Genomic DNA, 18942 nt, shown 5'->3' on the forward strand with positions numbered 1-18942 from the left:
TTTGCCTCGAATCAAGCTAAGTACAGTCCAAAGCCCCTATCACATCATTCATTAAGTATTAGCTTTACAAAGACAATCCCACCACGATATACATAGCAAAGATAAAGACTACGCTACTTGTCACAAGAATTCCAGTTGTCGTTTTTGAAAGCCTCTTTACCTGTTTCCCTTTATACCAACCGGAGAATTGAAACTTGTTTCGATAAAGAATAAAAATAATAATTGCAACACCAACTGCTTGTAGTGCTAAAAAGTACATTAAATAGGAATGTTCTTCCGTTAACTGGGATATGTGTCTGTTTGTTATCATTTCTAACAAGTAATTACTTACAGCCCCAAAGAGCAAGTAAAGTAGCATAAAGATCAACAGTCCACGCAGCATTTCAAGCAGACCTGTAAATAGTAAACGCATGTTACCACTCCGTTCTTCGCTTTTTCTTACATTGTAACAAATACATTTTCAAACAGAAAGAATTATCAGAAAAACTTTCCTTTTTCGAATACCTCATGTATTGTATGAGACTGGGACAAAAAATAAAACAGCTGATTAAAAAACGAACCATAGATCGCCCTTGTACTATAGGAAAGTATAAAAATTATATGGTTTATAGTATAAGAAAAACTATGGCTTTCGCTAAGGACTGGCGATAAGCCAAGCTTTTCTAATGTATACACAAGTTTTTAGCGTAGTCAACATATGTAGACTTCTGCGGAATAGCTCGAGCTGAAGATTCCGCAGGAAAGAGAAAAGTTGACGTCGCGATGATGGGAATTTTTTTACACTATAGGAAAGTATAAAATTTTTATGGTTTATAGTATAAGAAAAACTATGGCTTTCGCTAAAGACTTGGCGATAAGCCAAGTTTTTCTAAACATAAACAAACCGAACAATTATAAAAGGTGCCGACCCCCGAAAGTTAGAGTAGAAAATCTAATTTTCGGGGGTGTTTTTATGGCTAAATATAGTGAAGAATTTAAAATAAATCTTGTCACCGAGTATTTATATGGCAACCTAGGATATAAATTATTGGCAAAAAAATATAATATGGGTAGCGCAACACCAATATTTGAATGGGTGAAAGTCTATAAGTCTCAGGGAATGGATGGGTTAAAAAGAAAAAAAGCTAGGAAGTTTTATCCTGTTCGATTTAAATTAAATACGATACAATTTGTGTTAAAGACAGGTGCTACTTTTTTAGAAACTGCTGTTCAATTTAAATTGAACAACCCTTCCTTAATTAGACGCTGGATGAAAGAATTTAAGGAACAAGGAGTAGAAGGCCTGAAACCAAAGGGGGAGTCTTCTATGTCTAAGAAACCCAATAAACGGAAGAAAAAGGAAGAAAAAAAGTTAACACGTGAAGAAATATTAGAACGAGAGAATGAACTATTAAGGCTAGAAAATGCGTACCTAAAAAAGCTACGAGCTTTTCGGGAGAATCCAAATGCCTTCCACGAAAAGCACAGGCAAAGGTGGCATTTGGACTTAAAGAAGAAGGATTCCGATTAAAAGATATTCTCCTTATTGTGGGCATACCTGAAGCAACCTATCACTATCATGTGAAAAATTTTGGCAGAGAAGATTCAGACAAAGTACTAAAAAAAATCATTATCGATTTATTTAAAAAGTTCCATGAACGTTATGGCTATAAACGTATTACTAGAGAACTAAATAAATTAGGATACGTTATCAACCATAAAAAAGTATATCGCATTATGTGCGAATTGGGATTGAAATGTGTGAAATTTATGCGAAAATCCCGTAAATACAATTCCTATAAGGGAAACGTTGGAAAAGTGGCGAAAAACCGATTGTCTCGCCGTTTTAACACGCCAATTCCTCTTCAAAAATTAGTAACCGATATTACAGAATTCAAATGTCTAAGTGAAGAGAAGTTATATTTAAATCCGATTCTTGACCTTTATAACGGAGAAATTATTGCGTATAAAATCAAGGAACGTCCAACGTTAGATCTTGTCATAGAACCTTTAAAAGAAACGATAGAGATAATAAAGAATCATGCAACCTATCGCACCACCATCCATTCTGACCAAGGCTTTCATTACCAACACAACCAATGGGTGAGAACATTAAAAGAGAATAAAGTATTCCAAAGCATGTCTAGAAAAGCAACCTGTGCGGATAATGCTTCCATGGAGAATTTTTTTGGCATTTTAAAACAAGAAATGTATTATGGAGAAAAATTAGTAAGCTATGAAGAATTAAAAAGTCGGATTGAAGAATATATCTATTGGTATAATCATGAACGAATAAAAGAAAAATTGGCCGGGCTGAGCCCAGTCGAGTATCGAACGCAATCCAGCCAATCAACTGTATAATAAAACTCTAACTTTTGGGGGTAATCACAAAATAATTGTTCGGTTTTTGCTATTTCGTATTTGCTTATGTCCCTGCCCCCTTTTTTCGTTACTCGATTTTTAAAATTCCCTATTGAAGATCTCTCCCCACAATTTTACCATCTAAAATCTTAACTATTTCTCATTTCCTTAACGTTTTTAAACCCTTCGAAATAAAACTTTGACTTCTTGTGCAAAATCGTGTACATTACTAATGTACGAACATTAAATAAAAATATTTTATTATCATTCGGATTTAGAGGTGTAAAGCATGGAAAATGTATTTGATTACGAAGATATTCAATTAATTCCTGCAAAATGTATTGTTAGCAGTCGTTCAGAATGTGATACAAGTGTCACCTTAGGAGGGAATACGTTTAAATTACCTGTCGTTCCTGCAAATATGCAAACAATCATTGATGAAAAAATTGCGATCATGTTAGCTGAAAATGGCTATTTTTATATTATGCATCGTTTTAAACCAGAAAAGCGTATCGACTTCATAAAAGATATGCGAAGTCGTGGACTCATTGCATCCATTAGTGTTGGTGTCAAGGAAGAAGAATATGCGTTTGTTGAAAAGTTGGCAGAAGAAAAGCTGGTACCAGAATATATTACGATCGATGTTGCCCATGGGCATTCGGATTTGGTTATTAATATGATTAAGCATATTAAAAAATATTTACCAAAAAGTTTTCTTATTGCTGGAAACGTAGGAACGCCGGAAGCTGTGAGAGAACTGGAAAATGCCGGTGCTGACGCAACCAAGGTCGGTATTGGACCAGGAAAGGTATGTATTACGAAAATTAAAACTGGTTTTGGTACAGGGGGCTGGCAATTGGCAGCTCTCCGCTGGTGTGCAAAGGCAGCAAGTAAGCCAATTATTGCTGATGGTGGAATTCGTACACATGGCGATATTGCCAAATCGATCCGTTTTGGAGCGTCAATGGTAATGATTGGTTCTCTTTTTGCCGGACATGAAGAATCACCAGGTGAAACGATTGAAAGAGACGGAAAAATTTTGAAGGAATATTTTGGATCTGCTTCCGAATTTCAAAAAGGTGAAAGAAAAAATGTCGAAGGTAAAAAAATGCTTGTAGAACATAAAGGTTCTTTAAAAGACACATTAAGAGAAATGGAGCAGGATTTACAATCAAGTATTTCCTATGCTGGCGGAAAAAAGCTGGAAGCGATTCGCAATGTGGATTACGTCGTGGTAAAAAATTCTATCTTTAACGGCGATAAAATTATTTATTAAATACGTGTTCAAAAAAAGGATTGAAGGTCGGTTATGACCCAACGTCAGAACAAAAGCTAGCAGTGATTAGTAACGTACAAACGGCGGATCTTCTGACGGGATAAAGTGAAACTTCATTCCATGGTACGCCTTTCACGGAATGTTTAGAACCTTAATGGTATGATCTAAAGACCCTTGAACGAATCGGGCATTTAGGTGCCGTTTTTCCAATTTAGACTTCATCGCATTTTCTTAAATCTTGAAGTTTGTAGTCTTGCGGCACCTTACATCGAGTTAAAGTAATGCTTCATTCAAGGGGAGCGCTTTTCTCCTTGAAAAACCGCGGTGTATTGCTGGCGTAGCATCTCTGTCCTTGAGAAACCGGGAAGTATCGCTGTCGTAGCGCCTTCCACGTCCTTGAACAGTAGATCAAAGATGCTTTCTATACAAATTTTATAAATTCCTAAACAATAAAAAGCCTTAGCACAAAATGTTGTGTCTGAGGCTTTTTTATGAGCATTGATTTACTATCGCTTACATGATATGTTTTACCAAAACTTCGATCGCGAATTATATGGAATTTATTTCAAAGCTAAATACCAGTTACTGTCTATTTATTTGCCCCTTGTGCTAATTAAATTTCCTTTTGTCGCAATTCGTTCTTTTCCATCAATCGTACAAGTAATTAATGTTATTTCCGCTTGTCCTTTTTTATCTTCTAAAACCTGTACTTCTGTTGGTTCGATTACCTCGGATGAATTTACCTGGTATACAAAAGTCTGCTCTTTTGTATGTAATAACACTTCATCACCTTTAGCAACCTTTGGCAGATTTCGAAAATGGCGATCTCCGCGATACCCGCGATGTCCAGCAATCGTAAAATTATTTTTACCTGGTGTTTGATTCGGCTTAATTTGCGTTAATGCAACACTTAAATTTTCATTCGTAGTCTCTGTTAACACTTTTTGTTTTAAATGGATGGATGGTATTTCAAGTTCTACTACCCCGTCTAATTCTTCCTTAGAAAATGGTAAATTATCAATAGATGATAAATCTACATCTTCTCCATCAGCGTTGGCAATCATAGCAAGCGCTTCTTCCAAAGCGGTTACTTCCTTTTGCTGTTTCCATTCATAATAAAATGGAATGGAAATTAGAACAAGCCCGATAAGTATAAATAAAATCCCTACCTTTATTTTTGTGTTTTTCACATCGACTCCCCCTTACAGCTACTTTCCAATCTCTGTTAATTCCTTTTCACTATTTACAATTTTTAATTCCTACATATCTGTTTACCCTATATCTAAGATGTGGTTGACAGAACAGAAGCATTGACAGCGGCACATCGCAAGAATAAAAAGCATTGTCTTTTTCAATAACAGAGAAGGTATGCAAGCGATACATCGTGGTTTTCGAGGATAAAGGTAAAGCTCTATTGCATGAGGATGTTTTGCTTAATCCGAGTTACTGAAAACATAATTTCCGTTGTTTGATTAACAATATTTTTATTAATTTCGATTTCTCAACGATTCATTTTTAAGAAGTTTTCTAGATGCTTATTTTAAAGGATAGAGCTATACAAATTCTTTACAAAAATGGACGATGGTATTGCCTTCATACAAGTTAAAATCGTATTCCGCTACAATTTCCCAAATATTACAAAAACCATAGTAGACCATACTTTACGTTTCATTACCGATTTCTTTTTCCAAGCACGGTATAGATCTTCTTCATAACTTGCTATATAATAGTAAAAATAAGTAAATAAGGAGGGTTCCTAGTGCCAATTACAATTCCAAAGCAGTTGCCAGCACATGACATATTGGAAAAAGAAAATATTTTTATTATGGATACGGTTCGTGCTACAACAAAAGATATTCGTCCATTAAATATCGTGATTGTTAATTTAATGCCGGAAAAAGAACGTACGGAAACTCAATTGTTGCGGCTATTGGGGAATTCTCCCTTACAGGTTCTCGTGACATTTTTGCATACCGCAACACATGATTCAAAAACGGTTAGCAAGTCGCATTTGAAACAGTTTTATCATACGTTTGATGCTATTAAAGATAAACGGTATGACGGCATGATTATAACCGGTGCACCTGTGGAGTTGTTATCCTTTGAAGAAGTAAATTATTGGGAAGAGCTTCAAATGATTATGGAATGGTCTAAAACGCATGTCAGCTCAAGCTTGCATATTTGCTGGGCTGCTCAAGCAGCGCTTTATTATCACTATGGAGTTGGGAAACATGAGCTTTCTGGCAAATGCTCAGGTGTATTCGCCCATCAGGTTTTTCATCCAACAGTGGAGCTGATTCGGGGCTTTGATGATGAGTTTTTAGCACCACATTCTCGTTATACTGGAACACCAATGAAAGCGATTCAGAATGATAATCGGTTAACATTGCTGGCTGCTACGAAAGAAAATGATCCGTTCGTTATTATTTCAAATGATAAAAAGAATATTATGATAACTGGTCATTTAGAGTATGACAATGATACACTTGCTGAGGAATACCATCGTGATCGGAAAAAAGGGTTGAACCCAGCTATTCCTAAAAACTATTTCCCAAATAACAATTTAGAAAAAGTACCATTAAATCGCTGGCGCTCGCATGCGCATCTATTATTCTCTAACTGGCTGAACTACTATGTATATCAAGAAACACCTTATGTATGGGAATAGAGCTAGGGAATGACTTCAAGCTACTCGTTTCCGCGACTATTATTCTCAATGAATACGGAGAGCCGGTGTTGACTGATCGTAAAAAAGAAATCGAAGTTTGCTTATACGCTCCAGTACTTAAGCTAGACAATGCTACTTTCAAAAAAGATATCCACCATGCAGAAACAGCTATGATTTCTTATATCAGAACAAAGGCTAAAATCGCAATGTTCTTGAAACATCGCGAAGTGTCTGTCGAAGTTTTTTCCTGTCCTTGAAAAAGAAGAACGCTTTTCTTATGCGATATATTGCTGACGAAGCTACTCTATCCTTGAAAAAGAAAAACACTCTTTCTGCATGCGATGTGATGTGCTTAATCAGGATGTATCTCTATCCTGTTGACCAAAGAATCAGGCATTTAGGTGCCGTTATCCCCCCTTCAACTCCTTCGTAATTTCTATAACTCTTGAAGTGGGAATCTTACGGCACCTTGCATGCAGAACAAATTTTTTAAAAGATTAGCTCCTACTTCATCTTACTTTAACTTTCCCTGCAGCAGGGAAATTACTGCCAACGATTAAATTCAATGCGCCATTTTTATACGTCTCCTCAAAAAAATTATTACCAGTAGTATGGCGGATAATAATACGGCGCTCCTAGTCCGCCTACTAATGATCCGGCTAACAGTCCGCCGGCTAACCCGCCAACAAATGGTCCAGCGCCAAATCCAAATCCTGGTCCAAAGAAAGGTCTTGGCCCAAAGAATGGCCTTGGACCGAAGAATGGCCTTGGACCGAATATTGGTAAGCGCCAGTCATCCCCTACATATTGCTCTTGATCAAAAGCTTGCAATTGGTGTTCATCTGTATAAAATTCTTGATCATGCGGATAATAATGATTTTCCTGCACATTAGCCACTTGATTCCATTCATTCATCTCATTCATCAAAATTCCCTCATTTCTTTTTATGCTATGTAATCACTTTATGCATTTGCCTATATAAGTTATTGGGCGTTTATACCAATAATATGTAAAATATTTTAAGGGAATTTTGTCACTGCCATATCCATCCTCTTACAACAGCACTTTAAAGCTTCTAAAATCCTACTGTATACTAAAACTATAAATGGTCAAGCTCAATAAGAAAAACAAAAAAACTGGAAAAGGGAATTTAATCACTTTTGGAAACGGTTAGGATCATTTTAAGCTGAACCTCATATCTCCTCATTCCTGAAACTTGCAAACTTTTTTCTATTCTTATATCGATATCGATTTCTTCTACAACAAATACAGCGAAAAGCGTCCTTAGCGAAATGCGATACAGAAAATCACTACATTTACATTAAAATCGCATCATGCAGACTGCAAAGCAACAATCGTTCATCATTCAAGGAATTTCTCCAAAGAAAAAACGAATTAATCTTTTAGCATTACTAAGAAAGTACTACATTTCTCCAAAAAGATGAAGAACCAAGTAAAACAGGGTTAATTGAGTCATATCCTGTATCTTTGATTAACATTGCCTATACTCGTTTATCAACTTGACGTAAATTATATAGCAAGTAATGTTTGCCGATGCTATAATTTGTAAAGGAGAGTGACCTACCCTATATAGCCCTATTTAATTCATTTAAAATAGGGAAACCTTTTAAATAGGTAGGACCCATCTTGATAATTTATAAGCTTTCATTGCAAAAAGGAAAAGAGGATTAGCATGTCAGATCTAGGGAGTCTTGTTACACAATACGGCTATATTGGAATATTTACTGTTCTCGTCTTAGGTATTATCGGACTTCCCCTGCCTGATGAGGTACTACTCACATACGTAGGCTATAGTGTGTATTTAGGCAGAATGTCACTAAAGTATTCCATTTTCATTGCTATTTTAGGCTCTATCATCGGAATTTCTATTAGCTATTTGCTGGGAAAGAAGCTAGGAATTCCGTTTATTAAACGATTTGGCCCAAAATTACGTATAAAAGAAAAAAATATTATTTGGGCTCAAAATAAGTATAAAAAGTATGGGGGGTTTTTTCTTCTAATTGGTTATTTTATCCCTGGAGTCAGACATATAACTGCCTATTTAGCTGGTATATCCAATTATCGTTATTCGTATTTTGCCATCTTTGCCTATTTAGGTGCTGTTATCTGGGCATCTGCGTTCATTATTTTAGGAACAATATTAGGAAATAACTGGGAAATTATTGAACGGGTATTCTATCATGCTTCGAAAGCATTTTGGATTTTGCTTTTTATCGTTCTCGTATCCATCTATATAATAAGATCAAAAAAGAAATCAAAAACGTGAACTAATTAAGAAATAAAAGTCTTTCCCCATATTTTATTTCTTCTCCTACAGTCACATTTGTCGCGAATTGAAGGTGTTCATTTTCCATTAACAAAATGACTGTGGAACCGAATGAGAAATAAGCTAACTCATCTCCTGGTTCTAGCTCTTTTGATTGGTTCGTAAGGTGGATACTATTCACATTTAATGCTCCAACTTTAACGACTGCAATATTTTGGAGCTCACTCTCTATTTCTGTAACCGTTCGGCGATTCGTTGAAAGCGGTTTGTTGCCGTATTTTATTCCAAGCGAATTAACAGGATAGGATTTTCCACCTAGGGTCCAGCTGTTCGTAATCCTCCCTTTTACAGGACTATGAATTCTGTGATAATGATGAGGAGATAAATATAAAATGATATATTTACCTTTCTTATAGGTTGCTGCTATCTCTTCACTACCTAGCATTTCTTCTAAATTTAGTTGTCGATTTTTTACCTTATATTTCTCCACCTCACTTACAGATCCAAAAGCACTAACTACACCATCTACCGGGCTAACGATTACATGCTTATGATTATCAATAGCTCTTATCTCCGATTTTAGCTCTCTAGTAAACAAATGCTGAAGGCTATGGTATTCAGACAACGGTAATTTCATTTCTGCCTGGTTGATATGATAAACTTTTACAAACAATGGAATGAAAATGCGACTCCATTTAGACGTTGTCACACGTATAAGTAATCTGGACATAAAACGATTTCCAGTCAATTCTACAAATATCTTAAAAAGCCACTTAAGCAATGATTGAATCCTCCTATATAAAATAAATTATCTGTGATACTCTTCTCTAAATATAGTATAATTGGCTTTGACATCTGAGTAAATGGTATGCTTATTATAAACTATTTACCTATGAACCTGTTCAAAAAGCGTGGTAAAAATGACATAGACAGTTTTGTCAGCTTGTTTCTTATGCTACACTTGTCTTGTACTTCGTAATGTTGTTAGAGATGGCGGCTCACCGATAAAGTTTTACTCATGTATCCAAATGTATGTGTAAAAAGCACGCTGGAAACGTCTTTTCAGTATGTTTAGGACATAAACATTCGCTGCGAGTCAGCAATGAAGGGATTGGCTTGGATGAGGACGTATCAACAGATCAACAAAAGCCATATCAATTTGATTTTTTTCGTCCTTTTTATCCCCCTTTTTGCACACATACATATACTATAACAATAGATTTTTAGGGGGGCAAAATGAATATAAAAAAACAAATACCAAATATGTTTACATTAGGAAATTTATATTGTGGTTTTTTATCAATTGGTTATGCTGCCAACAACCAATATAAAAATGCAGCTGTACTTGTTCTTATCGGGATGATGTTAGACAGTATGGATGGTCGGATTGCCAGAATGTTACAAGTTGAAAGTTCTCTAGGGAAAGAGTTAGATTCTTTAGCTGATATTGTAACTTTTGGCATAGCTCCATGCTTCTTAGTATACTATACGATATTCTCTAATAGTGGATGGCTTGGCTTTGCGGTCTCTGGATTATTCCCATTATTTGGGGCGTACCGATTAGCTAGATTCAATATTACATCAGATAATGATTCTATTAATCATTTTGTAGGTGTACCAATTACCGCTGCCGGGGGAATACTAGCGATATTAACTTTATTTAATGAACAAATTCCTAGTATTGTAACAACTGTTATTTTCACTGCACTGTGCTTCTTAATGGTAAGTACAATCAAAATACCAAGCTGTAAACAAATCCCCTTACCTAGATATGGTACCATTGTAACCATCTTCTTGGGGGCATTGTTAGTTATCATTAATATTGAAGCACATGGTAGATTTCCTTATTTACTCTATGTCGCAACACCTCTCTACCTGATATATGTGGCGTATCGTTTTTTCAAAATCAAAGAAATCAGATAAAAGGAAACTTCTTAACCGTAGTGGTCTTCCTTCATCCACTACGGTTAAAATTTTAACAAAGGTACTATAATCGTAACGCCTTTGAATTCTACAGCCTGCATATTGAGTTTTTTCAGCTTCATTTTTAGCTGTGAATAACTATTTTCTGTTTCAGTGAAACGTTTACCATGCTGTTTTTTGGACTTTGGGTAGATTTAAGTAAACAACAAATATCCCCACCACTTTGAACTAACTCTTGTTAAGCAGATAGATACGAAATCTTTTAGCAGATGATATGAAAACTGCTGGTTATTAAGTCACCTGGGTTCTTGTCCATGCATCATAGGGTAATAAGGATAATTCCTATGCATCGATTTTCTCCAGTTTTTCCGCCCATCGTTTCTTCATCACTGCAATAGAGGATTTATGGATAAATAATGAAATACAACTACATCGATTCAAACAAATGATGAAACATGCGATCTTTATCTGTAAAAAATTGCTTCCATTATTTTATAATGACTTGGTTTTTCCAATGTGGTTTCCTGCATGCCAGCTTCTGTCAACTCAAAAATGAGTGCATGTGGACATGTCATCAAAATAGGCGCATGGGTAGAGATAATAAACTGGAACCTGCTTCTACAAGATCGTGAATTCGCTGCAGCATTGACATCTGCCTTAATGGAGACAAGGCTGCTTCTGGTTTATCTAAAATGTATAGTCTATTTCCTTGGAATCGGTGGATAAATGCTGCCAAGAATGCTTCGTCATGTGATTCCATTTTATTTCGAAAAATCATGCTCTGCCAATGTCTCAGCGATTTGGTCCTCGATCGCCATGATATGTTTACTTGATCCAAGATAGTTATTTATCATGATCGAAAAAATAATTGGGTGTTGATCCTTTGTCATTACATAACCGGATAGTGTTGACATACCTGTTAATGAGCCTGTCTTTGCCATCACATTGGATTTTGCAGGTCCCGTTTTCATGCGCTCACGGAGGGTGCCGCCAACAAATCTGTCGTATTCCCCGGCTACCGGCAGGGATTGTTTAAATACTTTAAACCAAGGTTTATGTTGCGCATGATAAAGTAATTGGGTAAGCGCATTTGCTGGGATCATATTTTTATGTGACATACCAGATCCATCGCGTAATAGCATGGATGTTGGATCGATTCCCATGTCAGACATGACTTGTTCTATAGCTTCTATTCCTTTTTCCCAGCTGCCTTCATTATGCATCACTTTTCCCATTTCTTTCGTAAGTACTTCACCATGTCCATTATTACTTAGTTTCATAAATGGAATAAGTAATTCTTTTAACGGTATTGATTTTTTTATAGCTAGCTTATTCGCTTTTGTAGGCGTTTTCCCCCGAGTGGGTTTAGAATGTCCAATAAAAGAGATACCTGCTTCGTTAAGAGCTACTTCAAACACATCTAATACATACCCTGTTGGTTCCCAAATGGATATCCAATCTTTTGCATTCGAACCATTTACCGGCATCGTTCCTTCAACGACAATCGTATTCGTTCCATGTTTTCGTTCAATAGAAATATCCTTTTTCCCATCCTTATTTATCATTTTTGTGTTATTCACGATGTTTACATAATCGGTTTTAGGCGTTATACGTAGTTTTGCTTTTCCTTCAGCTGCTTTCCTAGGAAGCACCTCGACAATAACCGTTCCAGCGTCATAATCTTCATTTGGAGAAAGGGTTAAAGCCGATACTTGTGCTCCAGTATAAACAGATTCATCTGACCAATTTAAATCTTGGGATAGACGAATATCATCATACCATGTGTCATCGCCAATAAGATTGCCTTTTATTTTTCGAATTCCCTGCTTTCTTAAATCACGAGCAAAACGTTGTAAATCTTTCGCTAATAGGGTCGGATCTCCTTTTCCTTTTACATATAAGTTTCCATGTAGTACATTACCTTTCACTTTCCCATTCGTTAGTATTTCAGTTGAAAATTGATAATCCTCACCCAGTACCTCCAATGCTGATACTGCAGTGAGCAGCTTCATATTGGATGCTGGATGTAATCGACTAGATGCATTCTGCGAAAATAACAGTTTTCCTGTGTTCGCATGCATAACGCTGACCGCTGTTGACGTTCCAGCTAAATGCTTATTCATCAGGATGGCTGATAGTTTTTCCTCTAACGAAGCATTTTCAGTTATTGTTTCTTTGTCTATATCTTTTGTTGCTGTCACGAGCAATGGATTATTTTGATTCAATAACGAAATTACAACGATAACAGAAATAACCAAACATAAATATCTTTTCCTTATCACGCTATTCCACTTCATAAGCATGTCCACACCTTTTACTTTAATTTTTATCATTATATTGTAAGATTTGGATAATATACGCGCATTTTTATCGGGTTAGCCTTGAATTCCTTCTATTTAAAAAGAACAAAAATTAGGATGGTGTTACGATAGTGACAAGCTCATGTAGACCCGTTTAGTTTTTGAACAATACCATTTGCTTCGTCTTATGGATCAATTTAAAATGTCTATCACCGAATAGCTTTAATCTTAACTTTGTTCTAATCCCTTATCATTAAATGCCTGGGTTCAAGTTAGGTGCCCTATCAAAGCAATATCTATAGCTTATGTCTTCTTCGATAGAGTTATGAATGTGTTTAGCTTATTTTATGTCTGAAAAACGTTTTGTAACGTTACTATTTCTTTTTAATACATTTAACCAAAGCTAGAATGCTTATTTACCGACATACAAACTGGGGAACTTTTGACTAGATAAAGCGTAGCTTCATTCAAGGAAGGGTTTTTCTCCTTGAATATTAAGCATTTAGGAGAGCTGTTTTTCTCCATATCCCCGTCAAGATAATTAAAAACATGCCTCTAAAACAGGGGTATGACCGGCGCCTGAGCGGCAAGCCCTCTTTTATTCGGTCTTCCTTTCGATTCGAGCCGATGATTGACATATCGTATAGGCCTGTGTTCATTTATTATAAAGAGTAATGAAAATTAATAAAGCCCAATGGTCATATAACCAAAAGGTTATTTCCATCGGGCTTTTTCTTTTACTTAAGAGATATTTTTACGTTTAGATAAGATGAGTATACCTCCAAAAGCGATTAATGAGATACCTAAAATGATCATATAACGTAACCATTCTTCTCCAGTTTGTGGAAGTTTGTCGTCAAACTGCTGTACCGACTTATCTAGATTCTGCTTGTTATCAATGTTTGTGTGAGTTGTATCCATGTTATGTCCATTGTTATTTTTCTCATCATTAGATACTGGTTCATCCGGAATAAGTGTATTTTCTACCGTTAGTTTAAGTGTTTCCTTCTGACTAAATTCAATCGTAAAAGGAATTGGCGCTTTATCTAGCTGGTAGTTAGCTGGTGCTTTGGTTTCGACAAACTGGTACTTACCTGGTCGCAGCTCTTCTACAACGATTTTGCCTGATTCATTCGTTGTTAGACCTTCTTGAAGGATATTACCTTTTGCATCTTGCAGTTCAAATTCGGCTCCTTCTAGTTTCGTTGCCTGGTCGTTTCTGTCAATTTTGGTAAGTTCCACTTTACCAGTAGTCAACGTATTCATTGCAGTTAATCTTAATGTCTCTTTCTGACTCGTTTCAACTTCAAACGCGATTGGTTTAGCATCTAGCTGGTAATAAGCTGGTGCTTTGATTTCGACAAACTGGTACTTGCCTGGTCGCAGGTCTTCTACAACGATTTTGCCTGATTCATTCGTTGTTAAGCCTTCTTGAAGGGTGTTCCCTTCTGCATCTTGCAGTTCGAATACGGCACCCTCTAGTGACTTATCTTTATTATCTTCATCAACTTTTACAAGTTCGACAGACCCTGGAATTAGCTCATTTTCTGCTTGCACCTTAACTACCCTAACATCTGCTTCCGTTTTGCTTTTCTCAATCGTAAATTTAATTGGAGTTTCGTCTAGTTGATAATGCTTTGGCGCTTTTGTTTCCACGAATTGATACATGCCCGGTTTCAGATTTTCAACAACAATTTTGCCTTCCTCATTCGTTGTTAAATTTTTTTGTATAACTTCATCTTTTTCATTTAAAAGATTGAACTCAGCACCTTCTAATGAAACTTCTTCCTGATCCTTGTCAACCTTTGCTAGCTCTACTTTACCCAGAATAAGTTCATTCATGGCTTCTACAGTTACTGCCTTTGTTTTTCCAGGTTCTATAGTAAAGGGAATTGGTTCCTTGTTAAGCAAATAATATGCTGGTGCTTTAATTTCGATAAATTGATACTTGCCTGGCTGAAGATTGGAAACAAAGATTTTCCCATTCTCATCTGTCCTTAATAGCGGATAAACAACAGATCCATCTTCACGTTCTAATCGAAATTCTGCATCTTTTAGAACTTGATTCTCACCATCTTCAGCAAGTTTTGTTAATTCCACCGAACCAAGTTTTATATTCTCTGCTGTTAATGTAAGAACTTCTGTTTGTTTTTTACCGATTGTAAATGGAATTGGCTCCGTATTGAGTTGGTAACCATTAGGGGCTTTTGTTTCTATAAACTGATAATCTCCAGGTTCCAAACCATCCTTGTAAATAATACCAGCTGCATTTGTTGTTACGTGATTGATATTCTCATACGTATCTCCATTTTTCTTCTGTAAGACAAAAGAAGCACCGGATAAAGTCTTACCTGTTTCTTTATCCACCTTATTTAATTGGACAGCATGAATTAGCTTCAAATTGGTAACTGTATACTGATTCCCTAATTTTTCAGCACTGCCTTCTTCATACGGTTTATTAATCGTAATAGCATATTGTTTTTTATCAATGAGATAGCCGTCTGGTGCACTGTCTTCAATCAACGTATAATCTCCATAGAGCAATCGATCAAAAACAGCTTTTCCACCTTCACCAGTTGTTTTCGTGCCAATAGTAACTCCACTTTCCTCATCCACCAGAGTAAAGGTAGCACCAGGAAGGAGTTCACCAGTTTTGCTATCTGTTTTGTTAACAGTTAGTCTGCCGATTTCTCCAGTACCTTCTCCCATGCCATTAGTATATTTTACCTTTATCGTTTCTTTAGACTCATTCACTACTTCATCAATATTGTCGCCATTGAAAGAGATACTGTTACTTACAGAATTTCCTGGTCTCTCAAGAATGAGCGACTGATATTCCAACATATATGGTTCGTTAATTTCTTCTCTAAATTGTAGGATAAACGAATCCGGATTTTGATTTAATTCTAAGGTATAATCGGTTCCAAGCTCCAGTTTCTCTCCTTTTGTGACATCACCATGTTCATTTACAGATGTTGCATACAAATGGAATGAGTTTTCCAAGAGCGTTTGATTATTACTTGGATTGTCAACTATGGTGGCATTGCTAACATTTGACTGGGCAAAGTTAATATTTACTTTCCAATCAATAATTTTCCCGCTCTGACTTCCTGACTTCTCCGTATATTTTCCTCCATGTGGAATAGATACAGAAGCATCTAAGTCGGTTTCTTTTTTATCTCCATTGTAGAGTGTTGCTCTATTTTTGTAGTTTTCTGCGACTAATTCCAGTTCATCCAAACTCGTCTTATATTCAATCAAATATGCTTCCTTCATCTCTTTTTCAAATGAGACTTGAAAACCGGGCTCAGCCTTTTCATTTTTTATAAACTTAATGGAGTAATCTTCACCTGGTACCGCTTCTTTTAATCTTATTCCATTTGCTCCTCCTGTGAGTTCCATCTCATAGACGGTAATGGAATCACGCTTCAATTGCTGATTTCCTTGGATAAAATCTTTCACTACTGCACTTTCCAAAGTTTTCAAATTATAGTTGACGCCTATATTCCAAGTAATTTCCTTTGTCACTGCATTATAGGAACCATATTTGAACCCATTATGTTGTGTGTAATCATCTGGTTTAAATATAGCTTCGGCATCTTTCTCCTTATTATTTCCTTCTTCATCTGTCCAAGTCAGATATGCATGGTTAACAAAATGCTCTTCCTTATTTTCACGCTGCTCATAGTCAAACTTCGTTGTATAGGTTATCGTATGGGAATCAGTGATTGGTTTAAGAAATTCAATTTCAAATTGATCAGCTTCATTTTTAGTCAGTCTATAATCGATTCCTTTTTCCAATCCTGAAATCTTGAGTGATTCAGGAACAAGGGTTAGACCTTTATTAGTGAATATATCGTCTACAACGACATTGTTCATCTTTTGTTTATCGTGATTGAAGGAAACGGACCATTCCATTGTCTTATCCTTGTAATTTGGTGTGCCATGACTTTTAAATAATATTACTTGGTCAATGGTTTGATTATCCGTTGTCTCATGATCGCCAGTATTTACAGTATTCGTAATTGTTTCTTGGTCAAAAACCCGCTCTGAAGCTTTGGTTTTATACAAAATTTTGTACGCAGAAGAAATGTCTTCTGTAAACTGTAAATGAAAACCGGTTTGATCTCCTTGTTGTTTAGGAGTTACTGTATAATCGGTTCCTTTAACAATTTCTTCCGCACTCGCTTCTCCACCATTCTCATGAATCGTAATTTTTGATACGACAAATGAATTTTCTATCAACTCTTGACTTCCATTAAAAAAATCTTTTAACAGCGCATCTTCTTTGGCGATGTTTTTCTCATTGTAATTATAACGAATTTCCCAAGTAATGACTTGATTCTCGCGATCGTAATGTGCGGCTCTTTTCTCTAAAGGCGCTCCTCTACCAACAGATACTGTAGCCTCAGCACTTTTATTCTCAAAGTCATTACCAGTTAACGACACTTTATTATTGAATTCAGCTTGATCATCATCGGTAATATCTGTAACGTATACTAAACGATAGGCTGAATGGATATCTTTATTAAATTTAATCGTGAAGTCTTCCCCATTCTCCGTTTTCCTAACTGTATATGCTGTAGATTCAACCTCATCACCAAGAGTCGCTTCTCCGTTTAATTTTGTCTCTAAATGATACAATTTTATAGAGTCTTCTCTTAGAACTTGCCCTTTTTGGATCGGGTCAATTACCTTAGCATTACGTATTGTCTCTAACGTTTTGTTAAAATCTATCGTCCATTCAATTTCTTCGGCATTATAGGACCGATTTGGAACTCCTTGTTTCTCAACTGCCGGCCAACCAGGATTAAAATCTATTGGTATAGTAATAGCTTCCTTTCCTTCAATTGGCGTTATAATAACTTCTCTGTTTTCGGTAATAACCGTTTCTTCTTTTAATTGTGTCCAAATCTCGAAAGTTCCGTTTATATTAGAGTATTCTTCAATAAACTTTGTAAATTCAATCGTTGCCGTCCCATCTTTTTTTACAGATAAATAGCCGATCGTTTCTCCATTAAACTTCAATTCAACGCGCTCAAACTCAGAATAAATATCTAACTCTTCCGGCACCTGAAATGTAAAGGTGTCCCCGGCTTTATATCCATGTCTATTCGGTAATTCCCACCAATACTTTATTGAAATTATTGAGTCTTTTCCTGGTTTTGTTAAAGGTTCACCATTCACGTCTTGATAGGAAACCTCAGCATTAGTCAATATATTTTTAGTAATTTCATTTAATGAAGCAACTTTTTCTACTGCTATCTTCTCCGCCTGCAATTCCTTGTTACCTGCAGCAGATTTTGCTGCTTCTTCAGATGTTGAATTTTCATCATGCTTTACTTCCCCTTTTGGATCATTTGAATCTTCTTGTAAAACTTTTGTTGGTTTATCTGCTTTTTGAGCAGTAGTTGCTTTGTCAGCTTGCTGTTCATCGGCATTATTCTTATCTTGCATGCCCTGAGCAACTTCTACCATAAATGATCCGCTAGTGTTTGGGAATTGGCTAATTTCCTCTTTAAAGCGAATAGTTACCTTGTTGTCTGTATCTACAACGTAAGTTCCCACTTCTACTTCTTCTACCATCAATTTTCCTTCCTGCTTCTTTTTTATTTCAATAGCAGTAGGTATTGGCTGGGTATAAGCTATTTTAGGATCGACTGTTATGTCTTTGATTGACCAGTCCACCCTTACGTGTGTCGCTTTTTGTTTATTCTCTAGTTGAATGGAATCCCCTGATTCATCAATTAGCTCCATGTTTGTTACAATTTCATTGTCTATCTCTTGTGCATTGATCTGCATTGGAAACGCCAGACTACTAGAAATTGTTTGCAATAAAAGGAAAATAATAAAAAGCACACTTAACTGCTTCTTCAATGTGCTACCCCTTTCCGAATATATATTAGTACCTTCATAGAGATTGGATACAGCCCCTTTACACAGAGTTTTGAAAAGCATTTGAAAACAATTCTAAAATTAGTTTGTAATCCGCTTTTCTTATCCCTCTCTAACAACCCTCTATATACCCATATCCGTAAATATGATTTCAGTTTATAAATTAAAACTATTCTGATTTTAAAATAAACAGATTGGATATTTAGAACGAATGTATCTCCTTATTTAGATAATCATTGGCTACTTTATACTA

Annotated in this window: 13 protein-coding genes and 1 pseudogene; 7 read left to right on the forward strand and 7 right to left on the reverse strand. The window is 36.0% G+C overall.

Translation table 11 applies throughout. The annotated features are described in order from the left end of the window. Positions 1–64: 64 nt before the first annotated feature. Positions 65–412 carry a hypothetical protein gene (locus JNUCC74_RS18555; protein WP_454066431.1) on the reverse strand — a complete coding sequence of 116 codons (348 nt, stop codon included), beginning with the start codon at positions 410–412 and terminating at the stop codon, positions 65–67. Positions 413–952: 540 nt separating this feature from the next. Here JNUCC74_RS18555 and JNUCC74_RS18560 point away from each other — a divergent pair. The 3 genes from JNUCC74_RS18560 (at position 953) to guaC (ending at position 3616) form a co-directional block, all read left to right on the forward strand. Further along, positions 953–1510, forward strand: a complete 558-nt coding sequence (locus JNUCC74_RS18560; RefSeq protein ID WP_454065613.1) for a helix-turn-helix domain-containing protein — start codon at positions 953–955, stop codon at positions 1508–1510. Beyond that, positions 1474–2340, forward strand: coding sequence for an IS3 family transposase (locus JNUCC74_RS18565; protein ID WP_454065614.1), 867 nt, complete (start codon positions 1474–1476; stop codon positions 2338–2340). The genes JNUCC74_RS18560 and JNUCC74_RS18565 overlap by 37 nt, the downstream gene beginning before the upstream one ends. Positions 2341–2629: 289 nt before the next feature. Continuing rightward, the gene (gene guaC, locus JNUCC74_RS18570; RefSeq protein ID WP_454066432.1) at positions 2630–3616 is read left to right on the forward strand and encodes a GMP reductase; all 987 of its coding nucleotides are present in this window, start codon (positions 2630–2632) and stop codon (positions 3614–3616) included. Positions 3617–4209: 593 nt separating this feature from the next. On the opposite strand, the gene JNUCC74_RS18575 is transcribed toward guaC, so the two are convergent. Beyond that, a complete protein-coding gene (locus JNUCC74_RS18575; protein WP_454066433.1) occupies positions 4210–4806 on the reverse strand; it encodes a class D sortase in 597 nt (198 codons plus the stop codon). Positions 4807–5375: 569 nt separating this feature from the next. On the opposite strand from JNUCC74_RS18575, the gene metA reads away from it, so the two are divergent. Together metA and JNUCC74_RS18585 are read left to right on the forward strand one after the other, a co-directional pair. Continuing rightward, positions 5376–6284: a homoserine O-acetyltransferase MetA gene (gene metA, locus JNUCC74_RS18580; RefSeq protein ID WP_454066434.1), complete on the forward strand. Its 909-nt coding sequence runs from the start codon at positions 5376–5378 to the stop codon at positions 6282–6284. A 68-nt stretch (positions 6285–6352) separates the two neighbouring features. Beyond that, on the forward strand, positions 6353–6541 hold the full coding sequence (locus JNUCC74_RS18585) for a hypothetical protein (RefSeq protein WP_454066435.1): 189 nt from the start codon (positions 6353–6355) through the stop codon (positions 6539–6541). 343 nt (positions 6542–6884) lie between these two features. On the opposite strand, the gene JNUCC74_RS18590 is transcribed toward JNUCC74_RS18585, so the two are convergent. Next, a complete protein-coding gene (locus JNUCC74_RS18590; RefSeq protein ID WP_454066436.1) occupies positions 6885–7208 on the reverse strand; it encodes a hypothetical protein in 324 nt (107 codons plus the stop codon). Positions 7209–7977: 769 nt separating this feature from the next. Here JNUCC74_RS18590 and JNUCC74_RS18595 point away from each other — a divergent pair. Then, positions 7978–8571: a DedA family protein gene (locus JNUCC74_RS18595; protein ID WP_077318828.1), complete on the forward strand. Its 594-nt coding sequence runs from the start codon at positions 7978–7980 to the stop codon at positions 8569–8571. Position 8572: 1 nt separating this feature from the next. Here the strand turns inward: JNUCC74_RS18595 and JNUCC74_RS18600 are convergent, their stop codons facing one another. Next, complete coding sequence (locus JNUCC74_RS18600) at positions 8573–9352, reverse strand: phosphatidylserine decarboxylase (RefSeq protein WP_077318829.1); 780 nt, start codon at positions 9350–9352, stop codon at positions 8573–8575. 455 nt (positions 9353–9807) lie between these two features. Between JNUCC74_RS18600 and pssA the strand changes: the two genes are divergently transcribed. Continuing rightward, on the forward strand, positions 9808–10494 hold the full coding sequence (pssA, locus tag JNUCC74_RS18605) for a CDP-diacylglycerol--serine O-phosphatidyltransferase (protein WP_454066437.1): 687 nt from the start codon (positions 9808–9810) through the stop codon (positions 10492–10494). A gap of 427 nt (positions 10495–10921) precedes the next feature. On the opposite strand, the pseudogene JNUCC74_RS18610 reads toward pssA, so the two are convergent. The 3 genes and pseudogenes from JNUCC74_RS18610 to JNUCC74_RS18620 form a co-directional block, all read right to left on the reverse strand. Further along, positions 10922–11251, reverse strand: a pseudogene (locus JNUCC74_RS18610) (AAA family ATPase); the annotation flags it as partial. 4 nt (positions 11252–11255) lie between these two features. Then, positions 11256–12776: a D-alanyl-D-alanine carboxypeptidase/D-alanyl-D-alanine endopeptidase gene (gene dacB, locus JNUCC74_RS18615; protein ID WP_454066438.1), complete on the reverse strand. Its 1521-nt coding sequence runs from the start codon at positions 12774–12776 to the stop codon at positions 11256–11258. A gap of 759 nt (positions 12777–13535) precedes the next feature. Beyond that, entirely contained in the window at positions 13536–18671 is a 5136-nt protein-coding gene (locus tag JNUCC74_RS18620; protein WP_454066439.1) for a SpaA isopeptide-forming pilin-related protein, read from the reverse strand. Between the last annotated feature and the right edge of the window lie 271 nt (positions 18672–18942).

The organism is Cerasibacillus sp. JNUCC 74 (assembly GCF_053667775.1).